This is a genomic window from Halostella pelagica (assembly GCF_004762015.1).
In the GTDB taxonomy this organism is placed as follows: Archaea; Halobacteriota; Halobacteria; order Halobacteriales; family Natronoarchaeaceae; genus Halostella; species Halostella pelagica.
Window position 1 is genome coordinate 224,367 of the sequence record NZ_SJES01000006.1, and the last position, 16,163, is coordinate 240,529.

Sequence of the window (16,163 nt, forward strand, 5' to 3'; positions counted from 1 at the left end):
CCGGCCCAGGTATTTGATTCTGTCAAACAGTCGTTTCTGGTTCCAACGAGTCAGTCCCACACCTTCCGCGTATGAAGGGACAGTAAGACGGCAACCCCGCCGTATTCCGGCGTCCCATGGGTCGATATTCACGGCAACGGAGCCGAAGTTTACGTCGAAGAAATAACACCGTGTTCGCTGATAGGTACTGTCTGGCGGCCGACTACCCGTTGAGAGTTAGGTATCACCCAACCGATCGACCGTCAGTAGCATCCGGCCGATCGACCGATGGTGATATCAGAGGAGCGGTATACCGTACCGAGACTTGCTGCAATGTATTCCTTTATACAGGCTGCACCACTGTGACCGAACATGAACTCACCCGAGGAACCGACCCGAAACCGAGCCCTACTACAGGTCTGGCACTCGGATTGCTGGGGTATCACCGCCGCAGCGGAAACAGACGCTGAGATGCTCATGCACCGTGTTCATCGCATTTCTGATGGAACTGCAAAAGGACACTTCACCGTGTTCGATACGGAGTCCAACGAAATAGAGGCCTTCATTGACGCGGTGAGACGGTCGGAGTTCACTGAAACAGTGACTATCCTGCCGAGCCAGCAGTTGGAGTACGAGTCGCTTTTTGGCGTGCCGTCTACCGATATCATCGTCGACTACGACACCGGTCACAGCGTCGGGGACGCACTGATTTCGGAAGGGTTCATCAATCATAGTCCCGTCCACGTGCAGGAAACCGGAGAGCGATGGCCGGTGTTCATCCGAGAGGATCGAGAGGAAATGAGTGCCCGTCTCGACCGGATCCGAGAGCGGGTTGACGCGGAGATCGATGTGAACCAGATCATCTCCGGTGACCAGCACCTCAGCCACGAACCGCTTCCGATCCAGTACAACCTCTCGCCGAAGCAAAAGGAGGTGATCAACTTCGCACGACAACAGGGGTACTACGAGTGGCCCCGGGACACTACCGTTCGAGAGATGTGTGCGGAGTTCGGCGTCTCCAAAACGACGTTTCTGGAGCACCTCCGGAAGGCGGAATCCAAGATAATGGACCCCTGAGCCGGTGAGTCCGGCGTAAAACGGCGTTACTGTTCTCTCTCGAATCGCACCGCCTCAGTCCCGTTTGCAGTTTCGGGACCCTGCGCGAACACCTGCTCGACGCTCCGCGGAAGTCCGCGACGCTCGTCGACGAGTCCCAATGCGACGTAGTATGCGCTGAGTTCCGGGAACGAGTGTAACTCTCCGGTGAGCGTGAACTCGATCGTCGTTTCCGCTTCGAGAGACGGTATCGGGACGAACTCGGTTTCGGAACCCTCCCTCCGCTCCTCCCGGTCGTTCAGTATGCGCACCTGCAGGTCCCCCTCCGACGCAACGTCTGCCTGGGTCCGGAGATACACTTTTGCGCTGAGGGAATCAGGGGTCGACTGATTCGAAACGGCGTGGTCAGCGACCAGTATCACGAGTCGACTCGTGAAGGAACCGGTGTGCAGATGCAGTGCCTCCTCCGCGAAGTCGAGGGCACGCTCGTTTCGACCGGCTAAATGGTTTGTCCAAGCACTCAGCACCTTCGACGCGACTGCATCGTCAGTCGTCGAGGCCTGCTCGCCGGCAGACCGGAAATGTTCGAGTGCATCATCGAACCGGGACTCGGAGAGGAGAGCAACCCCGTGTTCGACAGCACTCTGTACGTCACTAGAGAACCCCAACTCGTCCGGTTTACCCGGATCACGTCCCTGAATTACCTGATAGAGCCACACCTCACGCTGATCGAACTCGACCGAAACCGCGTGCTCGACGATGAGACGCACATCGTCTTGCGCTAATGCTTGATAGATGTCACGGACTCCCGAGTCGATCACCCCTTCGACGCTTTCCTGATCTGTGTCGTCGCGGAGCTCGCGGAGAGCCGCTTCGAACTGATCCCGCTGATCCGAATGTAGGGCGTTCCGGTAGGCTTCGGTGACGATGGCCCGTGAGTCCTCGTCGGAGAGGACGGTCCGCTCTTCGGTTACCACGTCAGCTACCGCGTTCGCGAGAACGGTCCCGACCGAGTCGCTGGTAGGATACTTAGTGCTCATCGGCAGTAACTACTGTAGACAGTTGCTGGTCACGTTTCAATTCTTCGTCGTGGAGATGACAGTTGACGCTCCGATGATCGCTAACGTCGGACTCGCTCGGAACCGTGCTTTCACAGATACTGGAGTACGACCGGTCGAGGATTTCGACCGGGTCGTCGTCGGAGAAGACTGCAGAGAGTGCACGGTCTAGGTCGTCCGCGACCTCCGGGGGGATCTGAACCCGGTCGGCCCCCTCGACGTTCGCACGGATCACGTACTCTTCGAGAACGTCCTCTTTTACGTCTTCCTCCGAAACGGGGCTCTCAGTCTGTGACTCTAACTTCGATCGGATCGCGTTGAGGTTTACCTCTCCGGTCTCTAACGAGGCCTTGAGTCGAAGGATACGCCGCCAGAGCTCCTGGTCGTGCGCCCAGTCGTCCGGCGGAATGACTTTCGGACACCGCGGATGGAACCGACAGCCCGACGGCGGGTCTATCGGAGTCGGGACGTCCCCCTCCAGCGTGATGTTGTCCCGCTCGACGGTCGGGTCGGGGATCGGGATACTCGAAACGAGTACCTCCGAATAGGGATGTTTCGGATCCTCGAACAGCGTCGCTGTCTCCGCTCGCTCGACTATCTCCCCCAGATACATGACCGCGACGCGGTCGCAGATCTGACGGACGATAGAGAGGTTGTGCGAGATAAACAGCATCGTGAGGCCCATCTCCTCCTGTAGTTCGTTGAGGAGATTCAGGATCTGCATCTGGACGCTCACGTCGAGCGCCGACACCGGTTCGTCAGCGACGATGACCTGTGGTTCGACCGCGAGAGCACGCGCGATCGAGATCCGCTGGCGCTGTCCGCCGCTGAACTCGTGCGGATATCTGTCGAGGTGCTCGCTATCCAGGCCGACTCGTTCTATCAGTTCCCGCGCGCGCTGATCGCGGTCCTCGCTCGACTCGCCGATACCGTGAACCTTCATCGGCTCGACGACCGTTTCGCGAACCGTGTACCGGGGGTTCAGCGAGGAGAACGGGTCCTGGAACACCATCTGTGCCTCGCTGCGGAACGAGCGAAGTTCGCGCTCGCTGAACTCCGTGACGTCCGTCTCGCGATATCGAATGCTGCCGTCGGTGGGCTCAGTGAGCCTCAACACCGACCGAGCGAGAGTGCTTTTCCCGCAGCCGCTCTCCCCGACCAAGCCGAGAGTTTCGCCTTCCTGGATCGTGAGGTCGACCCCGTCGACTGCGCGGACGGTCTTTACCTCCTGGTCGGGTCGGAGCCGGGTTAGCAGGCCCTGGTTCTCGTAAAAGTGTTTCTGCAGGTCGTCCACCTTGAGTATTGGTTCGTCAGTCATTCGGGATCCTCCCAGAGACAGGCGCTGTAGTGATCGGTTTCGACCTCCTGCAACCGCGGATCGGTCGCCTGACACTCCTCGGTAGCGTACTGGCACCGCGGGGCGAAATTACAGCCGTCCGGAGGGTCTGCGAGGTCCGGAACTTCACCCTCGATCGAAGTCGGGGACACGTCCGTTCGGCGCGGGTCGGGAACGCAGTCAAGCAGGCCTTTCGTGTACGGATGTCTCGGGTCACGGAAGATGTCCTCGACATCACCGTATTCGACGATGCGGCCGGCGTACATCACCGCAACCCGGTCGCAGACCTGCGCGACGACGCCCAGGTTGTGGGTGATTAGCAACACGCCCATGTCGCGCTGCTCGTTGAGTTTCTCGATGAGGTCGAGCGTCTGTGATTCTATCGTCACGTCGAGTGAGGTGGTCGGCTCGTCCGCGATGAGCAGGTCCGGTTCACAGGCGAGCGCCATCGCGATCATCGCCCGTTGTGCCATTCCGCCGCTGAACTGATGGGGGTACGAGTCGACGCGGTCCTCAGCACTCGGGATACCGACCTGTTTCATCAGCTCCATAGCGCGTTCACGCGACGCCGCCTCACTCATATCCTCGTGAACGCGTAGCGGCTCCCCGACCTGCCAGCCGATATCGAACACCGGGTTGAGCGCGGACATCGGCTCCTGAAATATCATCGAGATGTTCTTCCCGCGGATGTTCCGGAGTTCCTCTTTGGATGCGGTGACGAGGTCAGTGCCGTTGAATCGTACTTCCCCGTCGTGGATGTAGCCCGGCGATTCGAGGAGTTGCATTATCGACAGAGAGGTAGCGCTTTTCCCGCAGCCGCTCTCCCCGACGATACCGAGGATTTCACCCTCCCGAACCTCCAGTGAGACACCGTCTACGGCTCGAACGGCCCCGTCCTCCGTATCGAAGCGGGCTTCCAGATTCCGCACGGAAAGCAACGCGTCGTCGTCGTGGGTGACGCGGTCCGCTTCCGCCTCTGACTCGTTGTTCTCGGTCGACGCCATCACGCACCACCTCCGGTTTCAGTTTCCGACCGCGGATCGAACTCGTCTTGGAGTCCGTCACCGAGGATGTTGAACGCGAGTACCGTTATCATGATCGCGACCCCCGGAAACACCGATATCCACCACTCGCCGGGCAAGTACTGTCGGCCGCTGGCGATCATCATCCCCCACGTCGGTCGCGGCGGCTGAACTCCGAGGCCGAGGAAGGAAAGCGACGCTTCGAGGATGATCGCGGTCGCTACGTGATACGTCGACTGCACGATTACGGGGGTGAACGCGTTCGGAAGGATATGCTTGACCAGTATTGAAGCGTTTCCGAGACCGGTGTTCTCGGCCGCTTCGACGTACTCTTCCTCTTTCACCGAGAGCACGCTACCCCGTATGATCCGGGCGTACTGCGGCGAGTAGACTACCGCGACGACCGCGATGACGTTTACCAGTCCGGCTCCGATCGCCCCGACGATCGCTAACCCCAGCACCAACGCGGGGATGGAGATGACGACGTCCATGGACCGCATGATGAACTCGTCGGTCCAGCCGCCGAGATATCCTGCGATACTACCGAGCGGCACTCCGATCAGGACTGCGATCCCGACAGCGACAACTCCGACAGCGAGTGACGCTCGCGTCCCGAAGATGAGCCGCGAGAGTATGTCACGACCCATGAGGTCTGCTCCGAGCGGGTGGGCGAGAGTCGGCCCCTGTAGGGATGCCTCGTAATGGAGCGCTGCCGGGTCGTAGGGAGCCAGTATCGGCGCGAAGATCGCGGTGTTTACGATGCCGAACACGATCCAAAACGAGATCCTCGCACTCGCATCGAGCTGTCTGTACGTATCGGCAAACTGGTTGTACTTCTCCCGAAGCGGTTCAACCATCGTCCCTCGGTCTATGGTAATGTCCGTCATATGCTGGATCAGTTGTATTTTATCCGCGGGTCGAGGTACGCGTACAGCAGGTCGACGACGAGATTCGCGACGACGAACACTGCCGCGACGAACAGCAGTATCCCCTGTATCAGCGGCAGGTCCTTGTCGATGACCGCCTGATAGAGCAGTCGGCCGATGCCCGGCCACTGAAACACCTGTTCGACGACGACGGACCCGTTGAACAGGAACCCGATCTGGATACCGAGGACGGTCACGATCGGAATCAGGGCGTTTCTGAACGCGTGTATCGATACGATGACGGACTCTTTGACGCCTTTGGACCGAGCCGTCTGGATGTACTCCTCGTTGAGTACGTCGACCATCGTCGAACGCGTCATACGTGCGGTCAACGCCGCGTATCCCACGCCAAGCGTAATTCCTGGCGCAGCGACGTACTGGAGCCACTCGATGAGGCTATCACTGGGAGGGACGTACCCACCCGCCGGTATCAACGCGAATCCGAAGAGTTGCTTCCAGAACAGCGCGAACACGAGAATTATCATTATGCCGAGCCAGAACGCGGGCACGCTGATGCCGACGAACGCGATGATCCGGCTGAAGTGGTCGACGAACGTGTCCTTGTACACCGCGCTGATCACGCCGGACGGGATCGCGATGAACAGTGCGACTAATAAGGCTATAAACGCGAGTTGCGCAGTCGGCCAGATGCGGGACAGGATCAGTTGAGTGACCGGCTCTCCCCGGTTGTACGAATATCCGAGGTCACCCTGAACCGCGTTCGAGAGCCACGACCAGTACTGTACGTAGAGCGGTTCTCCGAGCCCCAGGCGCTGTCGTACCTGCGCGACGTTCGCGGGGGTTCGGGCCTGCGTCGGGAGGATCGCGTTGATAGGATCGCCGGGTGTGAGTTTGATCAGGAGGAAAACTCCGATCGAGACGCCCAGCAGGACGGGGATCCCTAACAGAACCCGTTTGACGAGATAGTTGACGAACCCACTATTTCCAGTCATTATTGGTTTGCTCTGACGGTTTCTATATTAATACGTTTCGCTGCCATCTACTCGTCGATCCACACGTCCTCGAAGCCCATGTACGCCGAGGGCCAAACGCGGAAGTTCCGCACGCTCGAACGATGCCCCTGGATCACGTTCGTCCAGAGCTGGAACAGTTTCGGCATATCGTCGGTGACGATGTTTTGCACTTCGCCGTAGAGGTCTTTCCGTTCGTCGCGGTCGGTCACGTGACGTGCTTCCTCCATTAGCTGGTCCGCTTCCTCGTTCGAGTAATGGGTGTAGTTGAACGCCGCTTCGGAGTGGAACGTACTGTACGTGTAGTCGTCCGCCGAGAAGCCCCACGTGTAGTCGCCGATGAGGGAGTGCCAGTCTGACGAAGCCGGGCCGCTGTTGATCGGTTCCCAGGCGGCGGTTTTCGAGACGGGCTCGACCGTCATATCGATCCCCACCTGCTTGAACTGTTGTTGCAGGATGGTTGCGACGTCGACGTACTTCGGCTGGTTCTCGGGCTCACACTTAAGATCGAACCCGTCTTCGTATCCCGCGTCCGCAAGCAAGCTTTCGGCCTCGTCCACGTCGTTGTCGTACGTCACTGCGGTTTCGTCGTCGTACGCCCAGTGCCACGACGGGAAGAGGCTGTCCGAAACGGTCGCGTGTCCATCGAACTTGGTCTGGACGATGGCTTCGCGGTTCATCGCGTGCATCATCGCCTTCCGGACGGGCTTTTTCGAGGTCGGTTCGTAGTTCACGATGTTGAGCCACTGGCTCATCCTGGCCGTGCTCGGCTTTTCTCTGACTTCGACGTCGGAACTGGACTGTACCGAGCTTATCTGGGTCGCCGCAACGGATTCGCTCACGTGGATATCTCCCGACTGAAGCTGGGTGTTCCGCACGCTCGCTTCCGGGATCGGCTTGTAGACGACCCGGTCGACGTACGGCAGCTGGTTCCCCTGGTCGTCCGACTTGAAGTAGTTGGGGTTGCGGTCGAAGACGTACTCGGATCCGGACACCGACTCGTCCGGGTTGTATTTGAACGGACCCGTCGACCAGACACCGTTCGAAATAGCCCCGAAGTCGCTCCCGTGTTCGTCGACGGCTTCCATGGGAACGATAGTGAACCAGCCGAACGAGGACATCGAGGCCTGTTTGAACAGGAAGGGAGCGTACGGTTCGGCGAGTTCGAAGGTGACTTCGTACTCGCCCGTTTTCCGGACCGTCTCCTCTGGATCGATGTCGTCCCCGACGAGTGTCCCGACGTAGTTACCGCGACCGTAGGCACCGTAGTCTTGGTCGAGAATACGACGGTAGTTCGCCACGATGTCGTCTGCCGTTAGTTCGCGGTCGTACGGTTCGTGAAACGTGACGCCTTCCCGTATCGGGACCGTGTACGTTTTCCCGTCGTCGGAGATGGTCGGCATTTCCGCCGCGAGGTCCGGCTGGATCTCCCCAGAACTGTTGACTCTGTAGAGAGAGTTCCCGAGGTTTTCGACCATTGTGATGTCCGTCGTCTTCGCGACTTTGTGCGGATGTAGGGTTTCGATGTCGGACTGCATCGCAACGACCAGTTCCCCGCCGCTTTGTTGCTGAGACGGTGCGGTTTTCGTCGCAGTCTCCGTGTCTTCCGAGTTGGCACCGTTGTCCGAAGTGGTACAGCCTGCTAACACGGATCCTGCGCCGGCAGTGACTGCGCCACCGGCCACACGCAGGAACGACCGACGCTCCATGGACTCTTCCCTGCCAGTAGATGGCATAGGATAACAAGAATACTACCACTATATAATTGTTTTCATGTCCTGTGGAGCGTCGGCCTTCTTTCAGACCGTTCTCCGTCGGTTTCTGCCAGTAATACGGTAGCTGGACGGACCGTGAACGCTCTCCGGTCGGTGAATGGTCCGTTAGAGACTGTATCAGTAGCGGTGTCTCGGGACCCGGAAGCGATTCACTCGTTGCCCATTCTCGTCCACGTCTCGTCGAAGATCCGAGTGCCGTCTCGCGTGATTGTGGTTTGTAGCTCGATGATCGTGTCCGAGAGGGAGTTAGAAGCGTGTACCTCTATTACCTCGTCGTCGTATTCCATCGTCATTTCAAACTGGTTGGTAGCACTCCAGCTGGACGGGTCGTCGCTCTCGACGGACGCCTCGTACGTTCCAGTCTCGTTGAGACGTACATGAGGCAGATCCAGCGTGTTCTCGAACTCTTTGGTGACGCTTCCGGTGTCGCCCGTTCGCTCTCTGGTCGTCTCCCACGTCACATCGGAGCGAGTGAGCGCGGACGGCGCGTTCGGTAGGGAGTCGTCCGGGTCCCCCATCTCGATCCGGTTTTGGTCCCGCTTTTCTTCGCCGTAGTACTGGACTGGCAATCGAACGTTCGACGGGTCGTCCGGTGCGGATCGGATCACGAACGAGCCGTGTTCCCCCGTCGGTTTCGCGAACGGGAAATACGACGCGGAGATCGCCACGCGGAGCCTGTGACCGTCCTCGAACACGTACGACTTCGGATTCAGCGGTACCTCGATCTCGTACTCCGTCCCGGGTTCAAGCGGGTCGTCTTCGTCGAGACCGTTCCGCCGAGAGGCGCGGAGCGCACCGACCGTGATGGTGTTGGCCGAGCCGTCCGGTGCGACATCGACGAGCCGAACCGCTACCGTCGGGTCCGCGGACGTCGATTCGAGTCGTATCGTCGCCGAACCCGACCCTGTCAGTTTGAGCGGTCGGTCGAACGGGTCCGTTTCGAAGCAGAGGGACCGAGCGTCGTCCCCGTTCGTGTCCTGAGTCGGAACGGGAGACCGGTACGGGATAGTCGACTCGATTCCGACAGTTTGGTCGAACTCGTATTCCGTCGCGAGCGGTTCACCTTCGTGCGACGCTGTCGGTTCTGCCCCGTCCGTCGTGAGATCGAACTGTTCGACGCGATACCCCTCCGGCGCGTTCGACGTGGACGGCCACTCGTCTAACCCCTCCCAGACGCCGTCCTCGCCGCGACCGTCGACTTCCGTCCAGGTCTGGACGGTCGCCTCATCGAGCGGGTCTGACCCTTCTCCTTTCAGGAAGTAATCGAACCACTCAGAGACCTGTTCGCGGAAGTTGATCGCCTCTTCGAAGCCTCGATGGGGCATCGTGTGACGCCACGGCCCGAAAAGCAGCCGTTTCGGCGCGTCGATCTGTTCGTAGTAGTCGACGGTGTCCATCGCGTACGGGTCGCGGAACCCGCCCACCGCGAACGTCGGGACGTCGATTTCGCCGACGGGGATGTCCTTGTCACCCCAGTAAGCCTCGTCTTTCCGCTCGTGGTCGAAGAACTGGAATATCCAGGGCTTCCGGGAGCGGACGTGGTCGAGCCGTTTCCCCCAGACCTCCGCCCAATCCCCGTCATCGTCACGTTTGCTCCGAGGTTTCACGTCGAGAACCTGCATCAGCGCTAACCAGTCCATGCCGATGGTGAGCAGTTCGTGCAGGCCCCCGTATGTGTAGCTGTTCCGATACCCCATGTAGGGAGTTTCGATCGGGACTATCGCCTCCAAGGCCTCCGGTCGGCGCGCTGCCGCTGCGAGGCTCGTGATCCCGCCGTAGGACTTCCCGTACATCCCGACTGAGCCAGTTGTCCAGTCTTGCGCCGCTAACCACCGAACGATCTCGGCCGCCTCCTCGCCCTCGCGTTCGGCGACGAACATTTCGTCGATGGTCCCGGTCGCACCGCCGGTCCCGACCATGTCGGCGACGACGACTTCGTACCCGCGGCTGGCGAGATACCGGTTCAGCGGGTCGTACGAGCCGTACGTGATCCAGTCGTCCTTGTGGTACGGGACGTACATCAGTAGTGCGGGTGACGGACCCTCGCACTCGATCGGCTCGTACCGAGTCGCAGCTACCTGTTCAGAATCGACCGGGATCGTGAGATCCGTGTGACGCCGGACCTCAGATCGTGTATTGTTATCAGTCATACTGTAGATCGAACTCGCTGGGACACTTTCGTGTTGCAGAGCGGTGATATCGCACACACCTATTTAAAACTACTTGTCGCCTAGCGGCCAGTCGGTCGATTCTCCAGTGAACCGGTCGACGACGACTTCTGGCGCGGATCTCGGTGTTCGACATATACGTACTGAAATATCGAAATCCAACTCCCCATACATAAAAATAATTACCTTTGCGCTCAGTTCCAGTAGATGTCGTCTTCTCACCAGTGATCTCAGGCCCTGAATTACAGTAATACGCCTGTAAATACCTTCGGCCAGCGGCCGTAATAGTATGGTTCGACAATGACGAACAGGCCATCGGGTTTTTATTCGGCGATACGTCGAACCGCGTTGCGTCAACTGCGGCTACGGTCTCTTTTTGTGGTCGAGATCGGTCTCATACGGCCGTCTGACGGATGCTATCTCCACGTCTCAGGGCGAACAACCGTCAGGTGGTGAAAACTTTTATATTACCTGGGGGAATAGTCGTCCTCGCGGACCATGCCAAACAGTACCTCGACAGCAGTTGATACTCCGGACGGGACGGGTGAACTCACGCTGGTGGACGCGGACATTCACCAGCGATGGGCCAGTGACGAGGAGATAATGCAGTACCTCCCCGAGCGATACAGGGACGACGGCATCGTCGCACCGACGCTCCTGTACCGAAACCCGGGCGGGTTCTTCCGGCAGGAAGAGATGGGGGAAGACGGATCCAAACCCGGGACGGACCTGGAAGAACTCGCCAGCAGCCACTTCGACGAAAACGATATCGACTACGGAATGTTGACGGGGAACTCCTGGTTCAACCTCGCTGCGCTGCCGAACCGGGACTACGCCGTCGAACTCGCCCGCGCGTACAACAAGTGGCTCGTCGACGACTGTCTGCCGGTCGACGACCGGTTCCTCGGGTCGCTGTACGTCGCACCGAAGGCACCGGAGCAATCGGCCGAACTCATCCGGGAATTCGGCGACCATCCCCAGGTGCGTCAGGTGATGCTCCCCGGCGGTGCGGAGGTTCCTTACGGCCGCCCCCAGTACTGGCCGATGTACGAAGCTGCGGCGGAAATGAATCTCGCGATTGCGGTCCACCCGTTTTCAGAGGGCCACGGAACGAGTAACGCGCCGACGGGAGCGGGTCATCCGAACTCCTACATAGAGTGGCATACGCTTCTCGGCGCGTACTACATGGGTCAGCTCGCAAGCATCGTCACCGAGGGGGTCTTCGTCGAGTACCCCGACCTCCGATGGGCGTTTATCGAGGGAGGGTACGGGTGGGTACCGCATTTCATGTGGCGGTTAGACAAGAACTGGAAGGGACTGCGGTCGCAGGCCCCGTGGCTCGACCAGCCGCCCAGTCAGTACATCCGAGAGAACGTCTGGTTCGCGAGTCAGCCGATCGAGGAGCCGGAAACGGCGGAACAACACAACCAGATCCTGGAGATGATGCACGCGGACGAAATGCTCATCTTCGCCAGCGACTACCCGCACTGGGACGGCGACGACCCGACGTGGGGGCTTCCACCGATGGAGGACTCGCTCGAACGCGCCGTTCGCTACGAGAACGCCGTCGAACTCTGGGATCTGCCAGCCGATCCTACAGACCTATGAGCGAGAAACGATTCGAGATCTGCTCGGCGGACGACCTGCCGCCGGGGGAACGGGTTATCACGACACTCGATGGGTTCTCCGTCGGTGTGTTCAACGTCGGTGGGGAGTACTTCGCGCTGAAAAACGACTGTCCCCATCAGCGGGCGCCGCTGTGTGAGGGGAAGCTAACCGGCACGACCGTGTCCGACGAACCGGGTGAATACGAGTGGACCTCCGACGACCAGATCGTTCAGTGCCCGTGGCACGGTTGGGAGTTCGACATTACGACCGGTGAGTCGGTGTTCAACCCCCACAAGGTGAAAGCGAAGACGTTCGAAGCGACGGCCGAAGCTGAGGAGGCCGGTCAGTCCGACGGCGAGAGGGACGTACCCGACCCATCGATGCCCGATGCCGACTGTTCGAGTTGCGGATCCGGTCTCGACGGCAGCGAACCGCCTGTCGACACGTACGACGTCGAAGTCGAACGCGAAACCGTCGTCGTCTACCTGTGACGCTCGTTACTGTGCGAGAAGCACAACTGCCCCGACTGCGAAGGCGATGCCGACCAAATTCAGCCCGGTGAGCGAATCGCCCAGAAAGACCACGCCGAGTAGCGCCGTTCCCACGATGTACATTCCGCTGATGCTCGTGACTATCGTCGCGGAGCCAGCGTCGAGCGCGAGGTAATACGCCACCGTTCCGAGACCGATGCAGAGCCCGGCTATCAGGGAGAACCCGATGCCACGAGGGTCGATCAGCACCGGCGTCTCGCTTTGCAAGTAGAATCCGGCAGCGACAGTTATTGCGCATCCGTACGTGTAGATGACACTCTGTTCGGGCGGGATCGCCTGCGTCGAGAGTTTCGCGAAGAATGCCCACCCTGTGTAGAGCGCCATCGCCGAGACTGCGTACGCGAAGTAATTCCCCATCGTTCCGAGATACGGCAGTCGGTCGCTTTAAAATTGCCTTTGCACCCGGTCGTCCGGTCACTGTTAGCCGTCCAGTGTGGTCGCTGATCACAATATTCAACTAACTCGACGATAGCCAGGTTAGTACATGGCTGGGAAGACTGTCGTGTTAGGCGGGTCAGGAGCGATGACCTCGTCCTGCGTTTACGACCTTTACAAGCACAGTGACTTCGAAGAGATAGTCGTGGCCGACGCGGACGAAACGAACGCGAAGCGGCTGTTGGAACTCATCGACGACGACCGGTTTTCGTTCGAGGCGGTCGACGCTACGGACCCCGAAGACATCGAACGAGTTCTCTCGGGAGCATCGTATCTGGTAAACGGCCTCCCGTACCATTTCGAGGAGAACGTCCTCGAAGCTATCGAATCAGTCGGCGGCATTACCGGCGTCGACCTGAACGCGTTCGAGTTCGACCACGTACTGGGCGAGTCCGACGCCGTCGCGGACGCCGACAGTTCGCTCTGGTTTGCGAACGGGGGGCTCGTGAGCACAATCGCGCTCGGGATGCTGGCCTGTGACCAGTTTGACGATGTCGACGAGGTCAACTTCTACTGGGGAATGTGGCGTCTACTCACCCAGACGACCCCCGGACTAACGGACACCGTGACCTACGAACACGACCCGAACGTCGACGAGCGAGTCGTCTACGAGGACGGGTCGGTCATCACGGATCACCCGCCGTTCGGCGAGCCGCGTGATTTCGAGTTCCCGGAACCGATCGGCGAGCAGGAAACCTACCTTATCACGCACACCGAACCCGTGACGTTTCCCAAAGCGCCCGTCGCACAGGAGACGAACGTCGGCCGCGTCGTGACGCGGGGCGTCTGGCATCACGAGTGGCGGCAGTACGAGGAGACGCTCCACGCGATGAACGCCTTCGACGCCGACCCCGTCGAGGTCGACGGAGCGACTGTCGACCCGCTCGACGCGATGCAACAGCAGATAAAGACCGAAGGCCACGAGGACGAGTGGCGGCCGCCCGAACAACTCTCGCCGGAGACGGACTGGACGCCACAGACCGTTCTTTCGGTGGAGGTGACCGGATCGGTCGACGGCCGGGAGGAAGAGGCAGTGTATCACTTCGAGCAACCGTTCCCGTTTTTCGGCGGCAACGACATCACGCTCATGCGGGAGTACGGCTGTTACGTCGGCGTTCCGCTTTCAGTAACGCTTCAGTTGATGGCCGAAAACGAGGTGGAGTCGGACGGAGTGTTCGTCACTGAAACGAGCGGTCTCGATCCGGAGCGGTATTTCGACGAGATGGAGTCACGCGGATTCGAACTAACCGCGGAGACGGTTCCCGGCGAACACGGGAGCGACTGACTGTTGAGTACGCGCCCGAAGCCTCGCGTACGCCTTAGCAGGGGCGTCATGGTTCGATAGAGCGGCTAATTTCTCCCGCTGTAATTTAGCTCTATTATGTTCACCTTCGATAGAAGCTTGTTACTGAGCGTCGATTTGACCTCTGGCTCGGACATATGCCGTTCCGGACCCGTAATGCTGATCCCGCCAAGCGGGGTATCGTCGGGTGTGAGAATGGGTGCGGAGATGGTCGCCATCCCCGAGTGATACTCGCCGTACTCGTAACTCACGCCGTTCTGACGGATTTCTTCGAGTTCCTCTACGAGTTCCTCACGAGTCGTGATCGTTTTCTCGGTGAACTCCGGTAGGCCGTGGCGTTCGATGATGGAATCGATCCGCTCCTCAGGCTGGTAGGCTAAAATGGCTTTCCCGGCACCGGAACAGTGGATGGGAAACCGCATTCCGGCGTTGGTTTCGTATTCGATATCTTCCCGGCTCTGGATCACTTCGAGAGCGACGACCGACCCTTCCTCTTCGACTGCGAAAGAAACCATCTCGTTGCTCAGTTCACCGGCCAATCGCCGGAGTTCAGGGATCATGAGGTCGTAGATAGAGACCCGGTCTCGAACCTTGCAGCCGCGGTCTAACCATCGAAGACTCAACCGATAGCTCCCGTCGTCGTTCACGACGTACTCAAGTTGTTCCAAGGTACTCAGGTAGTCGTGGACGACGCTTTTGGGGCGGTCTATCCGTTCAGCGACGGCCGTGACGGTGGCCCCTTCGTTTTCGTGGAGGTCGTTCAATATCTCCTCCATCGTGAGGAGAGCTTTGATCGGCCTGTTTGCCTGAGGTCCCATAGGTAACGGTAGTACATCTCGCCCCTCGTAAATGTTCGTGTATGTCGAACGCCGGTGGTTTCGGTTGCGTCGCGCTCTCCGGTGCCGGGGATCCGTTCACGAAACAGCCGGGTTCGCCCTTCAGACCGGCCGGTTCGTCAGTTCGTCGAAACGAACGACTGATCCACGGGGTCACTCCGTTCGCTCGTGTTTCTGACAACCGCTCTGGGTCAGACGGTACACCCCACAGCTGTCAGTTGTGAGGTAGCCTTGCTGAAACAGGCGCATACAGCTCTCTTCAACCATGGACGGGTGCGCATCGGAGCGTTCGATGATAGCACCGATGTGAAGCGGTTCGTGCCTGTACAGGAGGTCGAGTACGTGTTTTTCCATAAGTACTCACGGCGGCTGTCAGTCCGCCCCCTGTGGGAGATACCAACGGCATTCGGTACAGTGTTCGATACCGCTGACGTACTGGGTGTGTGCATCACAGGTTGGACAGTACTGGTCGATCCCCATTGTGGCTGTCTCCACGTACTACGTCCGGGTATACCCACCCCCGACCATAGTAGGGGTAGGACGGTGTGGTCGAGATACTCTCGGTTCAGACGCTCGTACTCATTGCTCTGCGCGCACGTAAGAGCCGTCAGAGCGGGGAGTTCACTCGTCCTGCGTTGTGATGTCTGCCGAGAGGCCCTGGGCCATTTCGATCTCCTTGGAGTTGTTGAGGGTGAAGGCGGTGCGTTCGGTGACGGCTTCGATGACTTCGCGGGCGCTGGGGTAGCCGTTGCCGGATTTCTTGACGCCGCCGAACGGCAACTGGACCTCCGCGCCGATACACGGCAGGTTCGCGTACGCCAGCCCGATCTCCGCGTGGTCGCGGAACCGGTGGATCTGCCGGTAGTCCTCCGAAATCACTGCTCCTGCGAGTCCGTACGGCGTGTCGTTGTGGATCTCGATCGCGCGGTCGATGTCGCCCTCGTACTCCACTAACGCAACGTGCGGGCCGAACACCTCCTCTTTCAGACACCGCAGGTCCTCCTCGTAGTCGGCCTCGTAAACGAACGGCCCCACCCAGTGGCCGTCCTCGTGCCCGTCCGGGATCTCCTCGTCGTCGAGTTCCGTCCGGTCGACCAGCACGTTCGCGCCCTCCTGCTGTGCCAGGTCGTTGTACCGCT

The 16,163-nt window shown here is 59.6% G+C and carries 15 protein-coding genes; 4 read left to right on the top strand and 11 right to left on the bottom strand.

The window, feature by feature from the left end; translation table 11 throughout:
* Positions 1–507 precede the first annotated feature (507 nt).
* On the top strand, positions 508–1,056 hold the full coding sequence (locus EYW42_RS14955) for a helix-turn-helix domain-containing protein (RefSeq protein ID WP_161972960.1): 549 nt from the start codon (positions 508–510) through the stop codon (positions 1,054–1,056).
* Between the two features lie 26 nt (positions 1,057–1,082).
* Here the strand turns inward: EYW42_RS14955 and EYW42_RS14960 are convergent, their stop codons facing one another.
* The 7 genes from EYW42_RS14960 to EYW42_RS14990 form a co-directional block, all read right to left on the bottom strand.
* The gene (locus EYW42_RS14960) at positions 1,083–2,075 is read right to left on the bottom strand and encodes a hypothetical protein (RefSeq protein ID WP_135536096.1); all 993 of its coding nucleotides are present in this window, start codon (positions 2,073–2,075) and stop codon (positions 1,083–1,085) included.
* A complete protein-coding gene (locus tag EYW42_RS14965) occupies positions 2,065–3,411 on the bottom strand; it encodes an ABC transporter ATP-binding protein (protein WP_135536097.1) in 1,347 nt (448 codons plus the stop codon). Before EYW42_RS14965 ends, EYW42_RS14960 begins: the two co-directional genes overlap by 11 nt.
* Positions 3,408–4,433 (bottom strand): ABC transporter ATP-binding protein, encoded by a 1,026-nt coding sequence (locus tag EYW42_RS14970; protein WP_135536098.1) that lies wholly within the window; start codon positions 4,431–4,433, stop codon positions 3,408–3,410. Before EYW42_RS14970 ends, EYW42_RS14965 begins: the two co-directional genes overlap by 4 nt.
* Complete coding sequence (locus EYW42_RS14975) at positions 4,433–5,308, bottom strand: ABC transporter permease (RefSeq protein WP_161972961.1); 876 nt, start codon at positions 5,306–5,308, stop codon at positions 4,433–4,435. Before EYW42_RS14975 ends, EYW42_RS14970 begins: the two co-directional genes overlap by 1 nt.
* 38 nt (positions 5,309–5,346) lie before the next feature.
* Positions 5,347–6,330, bottom strand: coding sequence for an ABC transporter permease (locus EYW42_RS14980; RefSeq protein WP_135536100.1), 984 nt, complete (start codon positions 6,328–6,330; stop codon positions 5,347–5,349).
* A 47-nt stretch (positions 6,331–6,377) separates the two neighbouring features.
* Positions 6,378–8,084: an ABC transporter substrate-binding protein gene (locus tag EYW42_RS14985; protein ID WP_135536101.1), complete on the bottom strand. Its 1,707-nt coding sequence runs from the start codon at positions 8,082–8,084 to the stop codon at positions 6,378–6,380.
* Positions 8,085–8,272: 188 nt separating this feature from the next.
* Positions 8,273–10,273 carry a CocE/NonD family hydrolase gene (locus tag EYW42_RS14990; RefSeq protein ID WP_135536102.1) on the bottom strand — a complete coding sequence of 667 codons (2,001 nt, stop codon included), beginning with the start codon at positions 10,271–10,273 and terminating at the stop codon, positions 8,273–8,275.
* Between the two features lie 516 nt (positions 10,274–10,789).
* Between EYW42_RS14990 and EYW42_RS14995 the strand changes: the two genes are divergently transcribed.
* On the top strand, positions 10,790–11,899 hold the full coding sequence (locus EYW42_RS14995) for an amidohydrolase family protein (RefSeq protein WP_135536103.1): 1,110 nt from the start codon (positions 10,790–10,792) through the stop codon (positions 11,897–11,899).
* Complete coding sequence (locus EYW42_RS15000; RefSeq protein WP_135536104.1) at positions 11,896–12,390, top strand: Rieske (2Fe-2S) protein; 495 nt, start codon at positions 11,896–11,898, stop codon at positions 12,388–12,390. Before EYW42_RS14995 ends, EYW42_RS15000 begins: the two co-directional genes overlap by 4 nt.
* 6 nt (positions 12,391–12,396) lie before the next feature.
* Here the strand turns inward: EYW42_RS15000 and EYW42_RS15005 are convergent, their stop codons facing one another.
* A complete protein-coding gene (locus tag EYW42_RS15005) occupies positions 12,397–12,807 on the bottom strand; it encodes an EamA family transporter (protein WP_237561347.1) in 411 nt (136 codons plus the stop codon).
* A 127-nt stretch (positions 12,808–12,934) separates the two neighbouring features.
* Between EYW42_RS15005 and EYW42_RS15010 the strand changes: the two genes are divergently transcribed.
* Positions 12,935–14,170: a saccharopine dehydrogenase family protein gene (locus EYW42_RS15010; protein WP_135536105.1), complete on the top strand. Its 1,236-nt coding sequence runs from the start codon at positions 12,935–12,937 to the stop codon at positions 14,168–14,170.
* Between the two features lie 65 nt (positions 14,171–14,235).
* Here EYW42_RS15010 and EYW42_RS15015 read toward each other — a convergent pair whose 3' ends face one another.
* From EYW42_RS15015 to EYW42_RS15025, 3 genes are all read right to left on the bottom strand, one after another.
* A complete protein-coding gene (locus tag EYW42_RS15015; RefSeq protein WP_135536106.1) occupies positions 14,236–15,006 on the bottom strand; it encodes an IclR family transcriptional regulator in 771 nt (256 codons plus the stop codon).
* 171 nt (positions 15,007–15,177) lie between these two features.
* Entirely contained in the window at positions 15,178–15,378 is a 201-nt protein-coding gene (locus EYW42_RS15020; RefSeq protein ID WP_135536107.1) for a hypothetical protein, read from the bottom strand.
* A gap of 267 nt (positions 15,379–15,645) precedes the next feature.
* On the bottom strand, positions 15,646–16,163 hold a 518-nt coding region (locus EYW42_RS15025), incomplete at its 5' end, for an aldehyde dehydrogenase family protein (protein WP_135536108.1).